This window comes from Ottowia sp. (assembly GCF_047601385.1).
Classification (GTDB): Bacteria; Pseudomonadota; Gammaproteobacteria; order Burkholderiales; family Burkholderiaceae_C; genus Ottowia.
In genome coordinates this window covers 23,215-37,974 of sequence record NZ_JASGJP010000001.1, presented here as the reverse complement: position 1 = coordinate 37,974, position 14,760 = coordinate 23,215, and the positions used below count along the sequence as shown (strand labels likewise).

The following is a 14,760-nucleotide window of genomic DNA, read 5'->3' as shown; positions in this document are numbered from 1 at the left end:
AGATTTATAGATTTTTTAGCCTCTAGACCGCACCGATTAAGCGCTGGAAGCTATATTTTTAATAGTTATTGCGTTGCTCTCATATGGATTCGCATTCATCGATAAGCCGTTCGGGCTGAGCTTGTCGAAGCCCTACGCGGCGCTTCGACAAGCTCAGCGTGAACGGACTTAGATTCCGGGATCCCGGCCGCTGTGTCGCCCGTGCCCGGCATGGGCAGCAAAATCGCCGGCAGCCGTCCGCGCTGCCGCCGACGCTGCGATCTTGCCATCCCGGTGGAGATAGCATGCCAGGGCACGCACGCCAACGACCGGCGCGATTCCCACAAGAAACAGGAGACACCTCATGACGATCTCTCGATACCGCCGCCCGGCGCTCGGCACCCTGGCCGCTGCGGCCGTCCTCGCCGCCGGCTGCGCGGGCGGCCCCGCCAGCGTGGGCGAACGCGCCGTCACCATCACGCGCACCACCTACGGCATCCCGCACATCGTCGCCGGCGACCTCGAATCGCTGGCCTACGGCGTCGCCTACGCCTACGCGCAGGACAACGTGTGCATGGCGGCCGACCGCGTGGTCACCGCGCGCGGCCAGCGCAGCGCCGCCTTCGGCCCCAAGGCCATCGGCCTGCTGGGCCGCCGCTACCTGCCCAACGAGCAGATCGACCTGTTCGTCGCCGCCCACATGGACGACGCCCACCTGGCGCGCCAGTGGGCCGCCACCAGCCCCGACGTGCAGGCCCTGGCGCGCGGCTACGTCGCCGGCTACAACCGCTACCTGGCCGACCACGCGCCGCGCCTGCCCGCCGCCTGCAAGGGCCAGCCCTGGGTCACGCCGATGACGCTGCGCGACTACTACCGCTTCACCGAGATCAGCGCCGTGCAGGCCGGCGCCGCCGCGCTGGCCGACGCCATCCTGGGCGCGCAGCCGCCCGCCGCCAAGGCCGCGCAAGCCCCGGCCGCCACGAACCTGGCCGACGCCGCCCAGGCGCTGCGCGACATCGGCCTGCTCGACTCGCCCCTGGGCTCCAACGCCTGGGCCTTCGGCAAGGACGTGACGGCCAACGGCCACGGCATGCTGCTGGGCAACCCCCACTTCCCCTGGACGGGCCCGAACCGCTTCTACGAGATGCACCTCACCGTGCCCGGCCAGCTCGACGTGATGGGCGTGGGCATCGGCGGTTCGCCCATGGTGTCCATCGGCTTCAACAAGGACATCGCCTGGTCGCACACCGTCTCCACCGGCAAGCGCTTCACGCTGTACGAGCTGACGCTGGCCGAGGGCGACCCCACCAGCTACCTGGTCGACGGCAAGCCGGAGAAGATGACTTCGCGCACCGTGGGCGGCCGCACCCTGTGGTCCACCCGCTGGGGCCCGCTGCTGGTCATCCCGCGCGCCGGCCTCACGTGGAACGTCAGGACCGCCTACGCCCTGCGCGACGCCAACGCCGGCAACGCGCGCATGACCCAGCCCACGCTCGACTTCGCCCGCGCGAAATCGGTGGACGACGTGCACAAGGCCCACGCCGGCCTGGGCCTGCCCTGGGTCAACACCCTGGCCGCCGACCGCCACGGCCGCGCCCTGTACGCCGACGTGAGCGTGGTGCCCGACGTGGATGCCGCCCAGCTCGAACGCTGCGCCCCCGGCAAGCCCGCCGCCGCGCTGCGCCAGGCCGCCGGCCTGGTGGTGCTGAACGGCGCGCGCAGCGACTGCGCGTGGCGCCAGGACCCAGGCTCGCCGGTGCCCGGCCTCATCCCCATCGGCCGCATGCCCGTGGCCGTGCGCACCGACTGGGTGCACAACAGCAACGACAGCTTCTTCTACACCCACCCGGGGCAGAAGTTCGAAGGCGTCTCGCCCCTGGTGGGCGACGCGAGCCTCACGCGCCCGCGCACCCGCGCCGGCCTGGTCGAAATCCCCGAGATGCTGTCGCGCGGCAAGGTGACGCTGGAAAGCATCCAGAACCAGCTGTTCCAGAACCGCAACTTCATGGCCTCGGTGGTCGTGCCCGACCTGCTGGCCGCCTGCGCCCAGGCGCCCAACGCCGAAGCCCAGGCTGGCTGCGCCGCGCTGCGTGGCTGGGACCGGCGCGACAACCTGGATTCGCGCGGCGCCCACCTGTTCCGCGAGTTCTGGCGCACCGCCCGCAACCTCCCCGGCGTGTGGCGCGTGCCCTTCGACCCCAGCCAGCCCGCGGCCACGCCGAACGGCCTGAAGATGAGCGATGCCGCCGTCGCCGCCAAGGTGTGGGAATCGCTGGCCGGCGCCGTCAAACTGATCCAGGGCAGCGGCATCGCGCTCGACGCGCCGCTGGGCAGCGTGCAGCGCCCCGACGCCGCCGTCACCGACCAGCCCATCGCCCTGCACGGCGGCGAGGAGTTCGAGGGCGTGCTGAACAACCTGGGCCGCCAGGAGCCCGCGCCGCTGACCAACGCCGGCGCCCGCATCGACTACGGCACCAGCTACGTGCAGACCGTCACCTTCGACGAGCGCGGCCCGGTGGCCCAGGCCATCCTGACCTACGGCCAGTCCACCGACCCGGCCTCGCCGCACGCCACCGACCAGCTGCGCGAGTTCTCCGCCAAGCGCTGGCACAGCCTGCCCTTCCACGCCGAGGACGTGGCGCGTGCGCGCATCGGGGAGCCGTTGAGGCTGGTGCTGCCTTGATAAAAAATGGCCGCCAGCGCTTGAGCAGCAAGCGCTAGAAGCTATCAAACATATAGCCACCCTGCGAAGCAGAAAAAGAAAAGCAGACCATCATGCGAACCTGCGTGGTCCGTCTGCGAGCTTTGCCCGAGCAACGCGAACTGATCGACCACGCCGCCAGCCTGCTGCGCAAAAGCCGCTCCGACCTCCTGCTCGAAGCGGCCCGCGACCGGGCGCGCGACGTGCGCTCGACGGTGCGTTTTAGCCTGCCGAAGCCGATTCCCGCCGTGCTGCTGACAGGGCCCGGCATCTGCCGCTGGGCGCCGCGACACCAGGGCAGCTCGATCATGGGTTTCTCGGCGCAGTCGGAGCAGTTGCCATGTGGTACAGCACGTTGTCCAGGCAGGCTTGCATGTACCCACGCCAGAGCCATCCGACGACGGCGGACAGCGGCACAACGGCCACGGCGCCGCGGGCCGTGAACGTGTAGGTCCACGTCACGTGGGTGGACCCATCGGCTTCGGTGAAAGTCCATTCGCCACGCCCGTGCCTGGCCAGCCGGCGGATGATCGGGTGATCGAAATCCCAGACGCGGTAGGCGAATTCGGCCGGAGGCGCGTAATGCGTGATCGCCTCCCGCAGGGCGGTACCGTCGGCCAAATGGACGATCCGGGCCGAGCCCGGCGTGTCCCACGGACCGGTGTTTCCCGAGGTGCCGATCACCGCCGGCAATGGGCCGTAGCCGGTCAGCACCTTGGGCAAGACGTCTTCCGCGGCCACGTAGTCGAAAACGCGCCTGGCTGGATGAGGAAGGACCGCCTTTCGCGTGATCGCCACCTCGTAGTTCGTCGCGTGCGCCCCTGGCTCCGATCCGGCAGTATCGACGGCTTTCACCGACGCGCAGCCGCATGAGAGGACGGCGGCCATCGTGGTGATCACCACGGCCAGATGCTGGGCGGAACGCTGCGTTCCCATGACGCAATCTCGCATCGACATAGCCACCATCCACCTTTCCTGTTCAGCATGAAGCGATGGCGCTATCGTATGAAGCTTGCTTCAGATTTGAAATTCGCTTTTCCGCATGACGCCGCCACCCCAGCGAAACCCAAGAAAGACGCCGGTTCAAGCGCGATCGGTTCACACCGTGGGTGCCATCCACGAGGCCTGTATTCAGGTTCTGGTGGAGGTTGGCGCCGCCCGTTTGACGACCACGCGTGTCGCGGAGCGGGCGGGCGTGTCCGTCGGCACGCTCTACCAGTACTTCCCCAACAAGCACGCCTTGCTGGCCGCCGTGCTGGAGCAGCATCTTCTGCGCGTGGTCGAATCGGTGGAGGAGGCCTGCCTGACATGCCAAGAACTGGACGTGGCAGACATGGCCGCCGCACTGGTCGCCGCGTTCATGCGAGCCAAGTTCGCCGACGTGTCGGCATCGCGCGCACTCTATGGCGTCGCGGCGGAACTCGGCGGCTCCGAGCTGGTGGCCCGATGCTCGGACCGTTCCCGGCAATCGCTGAGTCGCCTGCTCGCGTCGGCCAGCGATCGCCGGTTCGAGGACCTGGACACCGTGTCCTGCGTCCTCGCCGGCGCGCTGGTGGGGCCCGTGCAGGGGCTGCTGATGGCCGACGCACCTGCGCCCGTGGTCGATGCCGTGCACAGGCACCTGACCACGATGGCCGAAGCCTATCTGCTCGCCAGCTCGATGCCGAGAAGCACGCCTTCGAAGGCGGCGTCACCTCGGCTAAAAAATATGAACTAATGGCCTCCAGAGCTTGTCCAGCAAGCGCGGGCAGCTATCGAATCAGAAGCAAAAAGCGCAGCCACGGCTGCGCTTTTTCTCCGCGGCACGGCTCAGAGGGAAATCCCCGTCTCGCGGATCACCTTGTCCCAGACGGCGACTTCCCGGGCGATGCGCTCGCGCGCATGGGCGGCGCTCTCGGTGGCCACGTCGACGCCCAGGCCGGAGAACCGGGCGTTCACCTCGGGCTCGCGCAGCACCGCGTTCAGGTCGGCGTTGAGCTTGTCCACCACCGCCGCCGGCGTGCCGGCCGGCGCGGCGATGCCGAAGATGGAGACCACGTCGTTGCTCATCTTCACGCCCTGCTCGGCCAGCGTGGGCACGCCCGGCAGCGCCGCCACGCGGCTCGGGCCGGCGATGGCCAGCGCCTTGATGCGCCCGGTCTTGAGGTTGTTGATGGCCGTGGTGGTGTTCACGAACATGGCCTGGATCTGCCCGCCGATCAGATCGGTGACGCCGGGCGTGGAGCCCTTGTAGGGCACGGCCAGCAGGTCGGTGCCGGTGGCGCGCTTGAACATCTCGCCGGCGATGTGCTCCAGCGAGCCGTTGCCGGTGGTGGCGATGGAGAGGCTGCCCGGCTTGGCCTTGGCGGCGCGGACGAACTCCTGCACGCTGTTCACCGGCAGGCTGGCCGGCACGATGAGCACGTTGGGCAGGTAGCCCACGATGGCCACGTGCTGGAAGTCCTTGAGCAGGTCGTAGCCCATGCTGGCGCCCATCAGCTCCTGGTTGATGGCGTAGGTGGTCAGGGCGGTCATCAGCAGGGTGCTGCCGTCGGGCACGGCCTTGGCGACGTACTGCGCACCGATGTTGCCGGAGAAGCCCGGCTTGTTGTCCACGATGACCGTCTGGCCACGCCGCGCGCCCAGGCGCTGCGCCAGCACGCGCGCCATGGCGTCCAGCGAGCCGCCGGGCGGGTAGCCGACGATGATGGTCGTGTCCTTGCCCTGCGCCTGGGCCAGGCCGGCGTGGGCGGCCAGGGGCGCGGCGGCGCTGACGAGGAGCTGGCGGCGGGAGATGGAGAGCATGGGGCGGTTCCTTTTTTCAATCGGAGGGAAGAGCAAGTGCCCGTGCCAGCGCGCGCGCCGAACCGGGTTGGGGGGCCTGGAGAATTTCGAGCAGGTTTCGCGCCCGCTGCACACCCAGCACCGGCGCGGCGCAGGCCATGAACTTGGCCTGGTGCTGCGCGGGCGACAGCGGCATGCTGGGGTGGCCGAAGGGCTTGGCCTGGCGCTGGCGGAAGACTTCGCGGCCGCCCCGCAGCACCACCAGCTCGGCGAAGTCGCCGTTGCCGGGCGGGAAGTCCTGCCCCGGCGAGAGATGCACACGCTGCGCCAGTTCGCGCAGGCCGGGGCGCCGGATGGTCTCGTCGGTGAAGTCGGCGATGCCCTGCGTGCCCTCCCGCGCGGCCACGGCCACGCAGTACTCGACGCAGAACTTGGCGGCCAGCCCGCTTTCAGGCCACGCCTTGCCGCGCGCGGCCTCCAGCCGCTGACTGATGGCGCAGCGCAGCTCCAACCCGTCCGTGGGATCAAGAAAGCCCAGCAAACGCGCCTGCAACACCATGTCGATCAGCGCGTGCATCATCGAGCAAGTGGGGTACTGCTTGTAGACGATGCCGGGCGTGAGCACGTCGAAGCTTTCGCCCAGGCCGTGCAGCGCGCGCGCCGCGTCCTGGCTGCCGTCGTCGCAGAACAGTTGCAGGAAACCCTCGTGCCCTTCCAGCGCGGTGGCGCTGGCCGCCATGCCGCCGGCGGCCAGGCGCGCGGCCAGCACGCCGTGCTGGGCGGCCAGGCCGGCGTGCAGCGCCTTGGTCATGGTGCCGAAGTTCGCGCGCAGGCCACCGGCCATGGAGGCGGCGATGCCCAGCGCGTGGGCGGTGCGCCGCGCGTCCAGCCGCAGCAGCCGGGCGCAGGCGGCCGCCGCGCCCACGGGGCCCAGCGTGCCGGTGGTGTGCCAGCCGATCTGCGAATGCCGGTCGTTCACGCTGCGGCCCAGGCGGCAGGCCACCTCGGTGCCGGCGATGTAGGCGGTAATGAGGTCGTCGCCGCCCGCGTCCACCAGTTCGCCCACGGCCAGGATGGCGGGCACCAGCGGGGCCGAGGGGTGGCCGCGCATGGATTCGTTGGTGTCGTCCAGCGCGTGGGCGTGGGCGGCGCAGCCGTTGGCCAGCGCGGCATCGGCCACGTCGGCGCGCAGCGCCGTGCCCCACAGGGCGCAGGCGCCGCCTTCCCGCGCCTGCGCGGCGGCGGCGATGCGGGCCACCTCGTCCCGCGCGCCGGCCAGCGCGCCGCCCAGGCAGTCGGCCAGGGCGCGGCGGGCTTCCGCGCGCGCGGCGGGCGGCACGTCTTCGGGGCGCAGGCCGGCCGCGAAGGCGGCCAGCGCCTGGGTAAGGCCGCCGCCGCTCATGTGCCGCTGCCGTCCTGCAACCAGGCGGCGACGTGCTCGTCCATCTCCTTCAGGAAGTGCTCGATGCCGTGGCCGCCCGGGCTGCCGCGCAGCGCCTGGGCCACCGCCGCGGCGCTGGCGCGCGGCACCACGGCCACGCCCTCGGCGCTGGCACAGACCACGTCGCCGGGGCTGATCACCACGCCGCCGCAGGACACGGGCACGTTGACCTCCGCCGGGCCGAACTTGGGGCCTGAGTGCGGCGACACGGCCAGGCCATAGACCGGCAGGCCCTCGGCCTGCGCCTCCAGCACGTCGCGCCAGGCGCCGTGCACCAGCAGGCCGGCCATGCCGCGCTCGTCGCGGGCGTACTTCAGCAGCTCGAAGCCGCCCATGCACCACTGGGTGAAGCCCTGCCCGTCCACCACCAGCACGTCGCCCCGGCCCACGGCGCGCACGGCGGCCATCACGCCCAGGTTGTCGCCCGGCGGGCACTTGACGGTGAAGGCCGGCCCGCACATCGGCACGGCAGGCGCGACGAGCGAGCGGATGGCCGGATGGCAGGTGTACATGCGGCCCGCCAGGTCGCTCACGCGAGTGACTTCGGCAGCGGCCAGCGTGGCCACGTCATCAAAGGCGGGGCGCTCGAAATCGCGGTTGAAGACGAAGGGCGGGATCGGCTTCTTCCAGCGGCGGTCGGCAGGCAGGGATGGCATGGTTCGGGAACTCCGCAAGCAAGTTTTATTGCTGTCTGCGCGGCATTGTCCCGGCCGCCTCCCCGTGGAGAAAGCGATGATTAATGATCAGTTGAATAGAACGGTTGATCAACCCGCCAGATCCGCCGCCGCCTCGCGCAGCAGCCAGCCGCGCAGGGCGGCCACGGCGGGCGCGTCCTGGCGCGCCTCGGGGCAGACCAGGTGGTAGCCGCGCGTGCTGGGCAGGCCCTGGGGCGCGAGCTGCACCAGCTCGCCCCGCGCGATGCCGCCCGCCACCATGAAGCGCGGCAGCAGCGCCGCGCCCATGTGCGCCTGCACGGCCTCCAGGATCATGCTGAAGCTGTCGAAGCGCGGCCCCTGGAAGGCGTTGGCGGGCTCGGCCTGCACGTGGGTGAACCAGTCCTGCCACGCGGAAGGCCGCGTGAACTGCTGCAACAGCGTGGCGCGCGCCAGGTCGGCGGGCGCGCGCAGGCGCAGCCGGTGCTGGTAGAGCGCGCTGCACACGGGGCGCATGTCCTCCTCGAACAGCGGCGTGCACATGGCGCCGGGCCACGAGGGCTCGCCGTAGTGGATGGCGGCGTCGAACGCCTCCGCCTCGAAGTTGAACGGCGCGCTGCGCGACACGAGGTTCAGGTTGACGTGCCCGTGCGCCGCGAAGAACCGGGGCAGGCGCGGCACCAGCCACTTCACGGCGAAGGTGGGCACGGCGGCGAGGTTGAGCAGTTCCTTGTCGCCGCTGGCCATGGCCTGGTGCGTGACCTCGCCCAGCTCGCGCAGGATGCGCCGCACCTCGCGCAGGTACCTCTCCCCCGCGCTGGTGAGCAGCACACGCTGGCGCACGCGCGCGAACAGGGCCACGCCGAGCTGCGCCTCCAGCAGCCGCACCTGCTGGCTGACGGCGCCCTGCGTCAGGTGCAGCTCATCGGCGGCGCGGCGGAAGTTGAGGTGCCGCGCGGCGCACTCGAAGGCCGCCAGCGTGGCGGTGGAGGGCAGGCGGGTGCGTTTCATCGCGTGGGGCGTCGGATCAGTCCCCGGCGCCCGTCAGCTATTGATTGAATAGCTGCCTGCGCTTGTCCAGCAAGCGCTGGGGGCCGATTTGACCCATAAATCACTGCCGCTCGATACCGGCCGCGGCAATCACCCCGCCCCAGCGCCGGATGTCGCCCGCCAGCAGGGCGGCGGCGTCCTGCGGTGACCCGGGATGCGGATCGAGATTGAGCGCCTCCAGCTTCTGTCGCACGGCGGCGTCGGCCAGCGCGGCGTTCACCGCCTGGCCCAGCCGCGCCACCACCGCCGGCGGCGTGCCGGCCGGCGCGGCCAGGCCGTTCCACGAGGCGGCGTCCAGGCCCTTCACGCCCGCCTCCTGCGCGGTCGGCACGCCGGGCAGCACGCGCGAGCGCTTGGTGCCCGTCACCGCCAGCGCGCGCAGCGCCTTGCCCTGGATCTGCGCCAGCAGCGGGCTGAGGATGTCCAGCCCGGCGTGCAGCTCGCCGCCGCGGATGGCCGTGACCACGTCCGGCGTGGCCTTGAACGGCACCACCTGCAAATCGAGCCCGGCGGCGCTCTTGAACAGCTCGGCGGCCAGGTGCTGCGTGGTGCCGATGCTGGGTGTGCCCAGGTTCAGCTTGCCGGGGTGGGCCTTGGCGAAGGCCAGCAGATCGTCCAGCGTGCCGAACGGGCCGCCTTCGCGGGCGACGATGACCAGGTCGAACGTGGCCAGCGGCGCCACCGGCGCGAAGGCTTTCAGCGCGTCGTAGGGCAGCGACTTGAACAGCGCCTGACTCACCGCGGTGCCGCTGGAGATCAGCAGCAGCGTGTGCCCGTCGGGCGCCGCGCTGGCCACCGCCTGGCCAGCCACGACGCCGCCGGCGCCGGGCTTGTTGTCGACCACCACCGGCTGGCCGAGCGTGCGCGCCATGTGCTCGCCCACCGCGCGCGCCGTGATGTCGGCCGCGCCGCCCGGCGCGTTGGGCACCACGATGCGGATGGGCTTGCTGGGAAAGCCCTGGGCGCGCGCCCAGGGCGAGAAGGCCGCGCCCAGCGCGCAGATGAGGTGTCTTCGGTTCATGAGGGTGTCGTCTCCGTCGAGGTGAAGGAATATTGTGAGCATGCCTGCCCGACTACGGGTAAACACCTAGCCATCGACACACAGAAAAGGCTTGCATTTGATTATCTACGATAACCATAATCATCCATCAGGAGACAACATGACCCCATCCAGCAAGGATCTGTCGGTCGAGATCACCGGCAAGAAGAAAGAGATCGCCGTCGTGCGCCTGACGCGCCCGGCCAAGCGCAACGCGCTGTCCGACGGCCTGGTCGCCGGCATCCGCGACGCCTTCCAGAACCTGCCCGCCAGCGTGCGCGCCGCCGTGATCGACGGCGCGGGCGAGCACTTCTGCGCCGGGCTCGACCTGTCGGAGCTGAAGGAGCGCGACGCCGGCGAGGGCCTGCACCACTCGCGCAGCTGGCACGCCGCGCTGGACGCGGTGCAGTTCGGCCCGGTGCCGGTGATCGCCGCGCTGCACGGCGCGGTGGTCGGCGGCGGGCTGGAGCTGGCCAGCGCCGCGCACATCCGCGTGGCCGACGACACCACCTTCTACGCCCTGCCCGAGGGCACGCGCGGCATCTTCGTCGGCGGCGGCGGCTCGGTGCGCATCCCCAAGCTGATCGGCGTGGCGCGCATGACCGACATGATGCTCACCGGCCGCGTCTACAACGCCGAGGACGGCGAGCGCGTGGGCTTCGCGCAGTACCGGGTGCCGGCCGGCGGCGCCTTCGACAAGGCGATGGAGCTGGCCGCGCGCATCGCCACCAACGCGCCGCTGACCAACTACGCGCTGATGCACGCGCTGCCGCGCATCGCCGAGCAGCCGGCCGACCACGGCTTCATGACCGAGGCGCTGATCAGCGCCATCGCCCAGTCCGCACCCGAGGCCAAGGCCCGCGTGCGCGACTTCCTGGCCGGCAAGGCCGGCACCAAGGTCAAGCGCGGCTAGCCAGGGCGCGTCAGGGTTTTCAAGCGTTTTACGGCTCCAGCGCTTACCAGACAAGCGCTGGCAGCTATCAAAAATAGAGTGGAGACAGGCATGAGCACCACGGCGGCCCCGCCCCGATACCGTCCGCTGACCTTCGGCGTCACCCGCGCCAGCGTGCGCCGGGGCGCCGGCGGCGTGCAGTACCTCAGCGCCGACCAGGCCCTGCAAGGCGGCGCCGAGCGCATGTCCGACCGCCTGCTGCACTGGGCCGCCGCCACGCCCGAGGCCATCTTCATCGCCCAGCGCGAGCGCACGGCCGACGGCAAGACCGGGGACTGGCGCCGCGTCAGCTACGCCCAGGCGCTGGACGCCGCCCGCCGCATCGCCCAGGCGCTGCTCGACCGCGGCCTGTCGGCCGAGCGGCCGGTGGTGGTCCTCAGCGACAACGGCATCGACCACGCGCTGCTCGCGCTGGGCTGCATGCTGGCCGGCGTGCCCTACTCGCCCGCCTCGCCGGCCTATTCCACCGTCAGCAAGGACTACGGCAAGCTGCGCCACGTGATCGACACGCTCACGCCCGGCCTGATCTACGCCGAGGACGGCGCGCGCTACGGCCCCGCCATCGCCGCCGTGGCGCCGGCCGGCGCCGAGGTGGTGCTCTCGCGCAATGCCGGCCACGCGCACCTGAACGGGCGCGCCGCCACTCCGCTGGCCGAGCTGCTGGCCACCACGCCCACGCCGGCGGTGGATGCCGCGCAGGCCGCCACCGGGCCGGACACCATCGTCAAGTTCCTGTTCACCAGCGGCTCCACCAAACTGCCCAAGGCGGTGATCAACACCCACCGCATGTGGTGCGCCAACCAGCAGCAGATGCGCCAGTCGATGCCGGTGCTGGCCGAGGAGCCGCCGGTGCTGGTCGACTGGCTGCCCTGGAACCACACCTTCGGCGGCAACCACAACGTCGGCATGGTGCTGAACAACGGCGGCACGCTCTACGTCGACGAGGGCAAGCCGACGCCCGCGCTCATCCACGAGACGCTGCGCAACCTGCGCGAGATCGCGCCCACGCTGTACTTCAACGTGCCCACGGGCTTCGAGGCCATCGCCCATGCGATGCAGACGGACGCGCTGCTCCGCAAGACCTTCCTCTCGCGCGTGCGCATGCTGTTCTACGCCGGCGCGGCGCTGGCGCAGCCGGTGTGGGACAGCCTGTTCGCCAGCGAGGAGCGCGAGGTCGGCGAGCGCATCGTCATGACCTGCGGCCTGGGCATGACCGAATCCGGCCCCTTCGGCCTGTTCGTGACCAGCCACGACGTGAAGGCGGGCGACCTGGGCCTGCCCACGCCCGGGCTGGAGCTGAAGCTGGTGCCCGAGGGCGGCAAGGTCGAGATCCGCTACCGCGGCCCCAACATCACCCCCGGCTACTGGCGCGGCCCCGAGGCCACGGCCGAGGCGTTCGACGAGGAAGGCTTCTTCCGCACCGGCGACGCGGTGCAGTGGATCGACCCCGCCGACCCGCACAAGGGCCTGCGCTTCGACGGCCGCATCGCGGAAGACTTCAAGCTGGCCACCGGCACCTTCGTCAGCGTGGGGCCGCTGCGCGGGCGCGTGATCGCCGGCGGCGCGCCCTACGTGCAGGACGTGGTCGTCACCGGGCTGAACCGCAAGGAAGTCGGCGCGCTGGTGTTCCCCACGCCGGCCGTGCGCACGCTCACCGATCTGCCGCCCGACGCGCCGATGGCCGGCGTGCTCGCCCATCCCGCCGTGCTGCGCAAGTTCCAGAGCCTGGTGACCGACCTCTCGCTCAGCGCCACCGGCAGCGCCAACCGCGTGGCGCGGCTGATGCTGATGGAGGGGCCCCCCTCCATCGACCTGGGCGAAGTCACCGACAAGGGCAGCATCAACCAGCGCGCCGTGCTCCAGCACCGCGACCACCTGGTGCAGGCGCTGTACGACGAGACGCCGGGGCACGTGGTCATCAAGCCCGGCACCGATCTATGACCCCCCTGAGTCGCGCTGCGCGCGCCATCCCCCTGAGGGGGACGCCTGCGGCGGCCGGGGGAACCCCGGCCACGCAGGCCCCGCGCACTCGCCGCCGCGTTGCGGGCGGCTCGATGCGGTAGAGCACTGAACACTGAAAGGAAATCGTTCATGGCCGGTAAAGGATTCTTCAGCGCCTTCGACGACGTGTGGATGCTGGACGGCGTGCGCACGCCGATGGTGGACTACTGCGGCGCGCTGGGCCACGTGTCGCCGACCGACCTGGGCATCAAGGCCGCGCGCGAGGCGCTGAAGCGCGCCGGCGTGCCGGCGGCCGACGTCGGCTCGGTCGTCGCCGGCAATATGGCGCCGGGCGACTTCGACCAGTTCTTTTTGCCGCGCCACATCGGCCTGTATGCCGGCGTGCCGGTGGAGGTGCCGGCCATCATGGTCCAGCGCATCTGCGGCACCGGCTTCGAGCTGTTCCGCCAGGCCGGCGAGCACGTCCAGGGCGGCGCCTGCGAGGCGGCGCTGGTGGTGGGCACCGAGAGCATGACGCGCAACCCCATCGCCGCCTTCGACCACCGCACCGGCTTCAAACTGGGCGCGCCGGTGGGCTTCAGGGACTACATGTGGGAGGCGCTGAAGGACCCGGCCCCCGGCATCAACATGATCCAGACGGCCGAGAACCTGGCCAGGAAATACGGCATCACGCGCGAGGAAGTGGACCGCTTCGCCGCCAGCTCCTTCGCGCGCGCGGTGGCGGCGCAGGCCAGCGGCTTCCTGGCCGGCGAGATCGCGCCCGTGGTCAGCGAGAAGTTCGAGATCGAGGGCTACAAGCCGCGCGGCATCAAGCTGCAAGGCAAGCTCGCCGAGGTGGCGCAGGACACGCACCCGCGCCCCTCGCCCATCGAGGTGCTGGCCAGGCTGCGGCCCGTGTTCGAGGGCGGCGTGCAGACCGGCGGCAACTCGTCGGCGCTGGTGGATGCGGCGGCGGCCGCCGTGGTCGCCTCGGGCGCCTACGCCAAGGCCCACGGCAAGCAGCCGCTGGCGCGCGTGGCCGCCGCCGCCGCCGTGGGCGTGCCGCCGGAGATCATGGGTATCGGCCCCGCGCCGGCCATCCGCCTGCTGCTGGAGCGCGCCGGGCTGAAGCTTCAGGACATCGGCCGCTTCGAGATCAACGAGGCGCAGGGCGCGCAGACGCTGGCCGTCGCCAAGGAACTGGGGCTCGACCTGGACAAGCTCAACGTCAACGGCGGCGCCATCGCGCTGGGCCACCCGCTGGCCTGCACCGGCGTGCGCCTGACCATCACCGTGGCGCGCGAGATGCGGCGCGCGGGCCTCCGGTACGGCATCAGTTCGGCCTGCGTGGGCGGCGGCCAAGGCATCGCTCTGCTGCTGGAGAACCCCGCGGCTTCTTGAGTCAAATCGGCCTCCAGCGCTTGACTGGCAAGCGCTGGCAGCTATCAATACGAAAGCAAAGGACACCCCATGAAGATCCAAGGACAAGCGGCACTGGTCACCGGCGGCGGCTCCGGCCTGGGCGAGGCCACGGCGCGCGAGCTGGCGCGCCTGGGTGCGAAAGTCGCCGTGCTGGACGTGAACCTCGACAACGCCAAAAGGGTGGCCGCCGACATCGGCGGCCTGGCGGTCCAGGCCGACGTGACCAGCGGCGACAGCATGCAGGCCGCCATCGACCAGGCGGCCGCCGCGCACGGCCCGGCGCGCATCCTGATGCAGATCGCCGGCATCGGCACCGCCAAGCGCGTGATCGGCAAGGACGGCAGCGCCGCGCCGCTGGAGGAGTTCGCGCGCGTCGTCAGCGTCAACCTGATCGGCACCTACAACGCCGCGCGCCTGTTCGCCGCCGCCTGCGCCAAATTGGCGCCGCTGGAAGACGGCGAGCGCGGCGCCATGGTGTTCACCGCCAGCGTGGCCGCGTTCGACGGCCAGGTGGGCCAGCAGGCTTATTCGGCCAGCAAGGGCGGCGTGGTCGGCATGACGCTGCCGATGGCGCGCGACCTGGCGCAGCACGGCATCCGCGTGTGCACCATCGCGCCCGGCCTGTTCGCCACGCCGCTGATGAAGACGCTGCCGGAACCTGTGCAGGCATCGCTGGCCGCCTCCATCCCCTTCCCGCAGCGCCTGGGCAAGCCCGAGGAGTTCGCCGAGCTGGCCTGCCACGTCGTCACCAACGGCCACCTGAACGGCGAGGTGATCCGCCTGGACGGCGCGCTGCGCATGGCCCCCCGTTGAGAGTCC

General features: G+C 70.9%; 12 protein-coding genes and 1 pseudogene. 7 read left to right on the top strand and 6 right to left on the bottom strand.

The annotated features are described in order from the left end of the window. The first annotated feature begins 343 nt into the window (after positions 1-343). Positions 344-2,662, top strand: coding sequence for a penicillin acylase family protein (locus tag QM772_RS00170; protein WP_415132973.1), 2,319 nt, complete (start codon positions 344-346; stop codon positions 2,660-2,662). A 92-nt stretch (positions 2,663-2,754) separates the two neighbouring features. Beyond that, a pseudogene (locus QM772_RS00165) lies at positions 2,755-2,835 on the top strand (toxin-antitoxin system protein); the annotation flags it as partial. 151 nt (positions 2,836-2,986) lie between these two features. Here QM772_RS00165 and QM772_RS00160 read toward each other — a convergent pair. After that, positions 2,987-3,616, bottom strand: coding sequence for an SRPBCC family protein (locus tag QM772_RS00160; protein ID WP_415132971.1), 630 nt, complete (start codon positions 3,614-3,616; stop codon positions 2,987-2,989). A gap of 169 nt (positions 3,617-3,785) precedes the next feature. Between QM772_RS00160 and QM772_RS00155 the strand changes: the two genes are divergently transcribed. Continuing rightward, positions 3,786-4,397 carry a TetR/AcrR family transcriptional regulator gene (locus QM772_RS00155; protein WP_415132969.1) on the top strand — a complete coding sequence of 204 codons (612 nt, stop codon included), beginning with the start codon at positions 3,786-3,788 and terminating at the stop codon, positions 4,395-4,397. A gap of 92 nt (positions 4,398-4,489) precedes the next feature. On the opposite strand, the gene QM772_RS00150 is transcribed toward QM772_RS00155, so the two are convergent. The 5 genes from QM772_RS00150 to QM772_RS00130 form a co-directional block, all read right to left on the bottom strand. Further along, positions 4,490-5,464, bottom strand: a complete 975-nt coding sequence (locus QM772_RS00150) for a Bug family tripartite tricarboxylate transporter substrate binding protein (RefSeq protein WP_415132967.1) — start codon at positions 5,462-5,464, stop codon at positions 4,490-4,492. Positions 5,465-5,480: 16 nt separating this feature from the next. Beyond that, complete coding sequence (locus QM772_RS00145; RefSeq protein ID WP_415132965.1) at positions 5,481-6,845, bottom strand: MmgE/PrpD family protein; 1,365 nt, start codon at positions 6,843-6,845, stop codon at positions 5,481-5,483. Beyond that, a complete protein-coding gene (locus QM772_RS00140) occupies positions 6,842-7,540 on the bottom strand; it encodes an RraA family protein (RefSeq protein ID WP_415132963.1) in 699 nt (232 codons plus the stop codon). Before QM772_RS00140 ends, QM772_RS00145 begins: the two co-directional genes overlap by 4 nt. 108 nt (positions 7,541-7,648) lie before the next feature. Next, complete coding sequence (locus tag QM772_RS00135) at positions 7,649-8,548, bottom strand: LysR substrate-binding domain-containing protein (protein WP_415132961.1); 900 nt, start codon at positions 8,546-8,548, stop codon at positions 7,649-7,651. Positions 8,549-8,648: 100 nt separating this feature from the next. Beyond that, positions 8,649-9,608: a Bug family tripartite tricarboxylate transporter substrate binding protein gene (locus QM772_RS00130; protein WP_415132959.1), complete on the bottom strand. Its 960-nt coding sequence runs from the start codon at positions 9,606-9,608 to the stop codon at positions 8,649-8,651. Positions 9,609-9,747: 139 nt separating this feature from the next. Between QM772_RS00130 and QM772_RS00125 the strand changes: the two genes are divergently transcribed. From QM772_RS00125 to QM772_RS00110, 4 genes are all read left to right on the top strand, one after another. Then, complete coding sequence (locus tag QM772_RS00125) at positions 9,748-10,539, top strand: crotonase/enoyl-CoA hydratase family protein (protein WP_415132957.1); 792 nt, start codon at positions 9,748-9,750, stop codon at positions 10,537-10,539. A gap of 90 nt (positions 10,540-10,629) precedes the next feature. Then, positions 10,630-12,519 carry a feruloyl-CoA synthase gene (locus tag QM772_RS00120; protein ID WP_415132955.1) on the top strand — a complete coding sequence of 630 codons (1,890 nt, stop codon included), beginning with the start codon at positions 10,630-10,632 and terminating at the stop codon, positions 12,517-12,519. A gap of 150 nt (positions 12,520-12,669) precedes the next feature. Beyond that, positions 12,670-13,920, top strand: a complete 1,251-nt coding sequence (locus tag QM772_RS00115) for a thiolase family protein (protein ID WP_415132953.1) — start codon at positions 12,670-12,672, stop codon at positions 13,918-13,920. Positions 13,921-13,989: 69 nt separating this feature from the next. Continuing rightward, positions 13,990-14,754, top strand: coding sequence for an SDR family NAD(P)-dependent oxidoreductase (locus tag QM772_RS00110; protein ID WP_415132951.1), 765 nt, complete (start codon positions 13,990-13,992; stop codon positions 14,752-14,754). Positions 14,755-14,760 lie beyond the last annotated feature (6 nt).

Coding starts and splice junctions, on each gene's coding strand:
- QM772_RS00115 (WP_415132953.1), top strand. CDS start 12,670: ATGGCCGGTAAAGGATTCTTCAGCGCCTTCGACGACGTGTGGATGCTG.
- QM772_RS00140 (WP_415132963.1), bottom strand. CDS start 7,540: ATGCCATCCCTGCCTGCCGACCGCCGCTGGAAGAAGCCGATCCCGCCC.
- QM772_RS00120 (WP_415132955.1), top strand. CDS start 10,630: ATGAGCACCACGGCGGCCCCGCCCCGATACCGTCCGCTGACCTTCGGC.
- QM772_RS00130 (WP_415132959.1), bottom strand. CDS start 9,608: ATGAACCGAAGACACCTCATCTGCGCGCTGGGCGCGGCCTTCTCGCCC.
- QM772_RS00150 (WP_415132967.1), bottom strand. CDS start 5,464: ATGCTCTCCATCTCCCGCCGCCAGCTCCTCGTCAGCGCCGCCGCGCCC.
- QM772_RS00125 (WP_415132957.1), top strand. CDS start 9,748: ATGACCCCATCCAGCAAGGATCTGTCGGTCGAGATCACCGGCAAGAAG.
- QM772_RS00160 (WP_415132971.1), bottom strand. CDS start 3,616: ATGGGAACGCAGCGTTCCGCCCAGCATCTGGCCGTGGTGATCACCACG.
- QM772_RS00110 (WP_415132951.1), top strand. CDS start 13,990: ATGAAGATCCAAGGACAAGCGGCACTGGTCACCGGCGGCGGCTCCGGC.
- QM772_RS00135 (WP_415132961.1), bottom strand. CDS start 8,548: ATGAAACGCACCCGCCTGCCCTCCACCGCCACGCTGGCGGCCTTCGAG.
- QM772_RS00170 (WP_415132973.1), top strand. CDS start 344: ATGACGATCTCTCGATACCGCCGCCCGGCGCTCGGCACCCTGGCCGCT.
- QM772_RS00145 (WP_415132965.1), bottom strand. CDS start 6,845: ATGAGCGGCGGCGGCCTTACCCAGGCGCTGGCCGCCTTCGCGGCCGGC.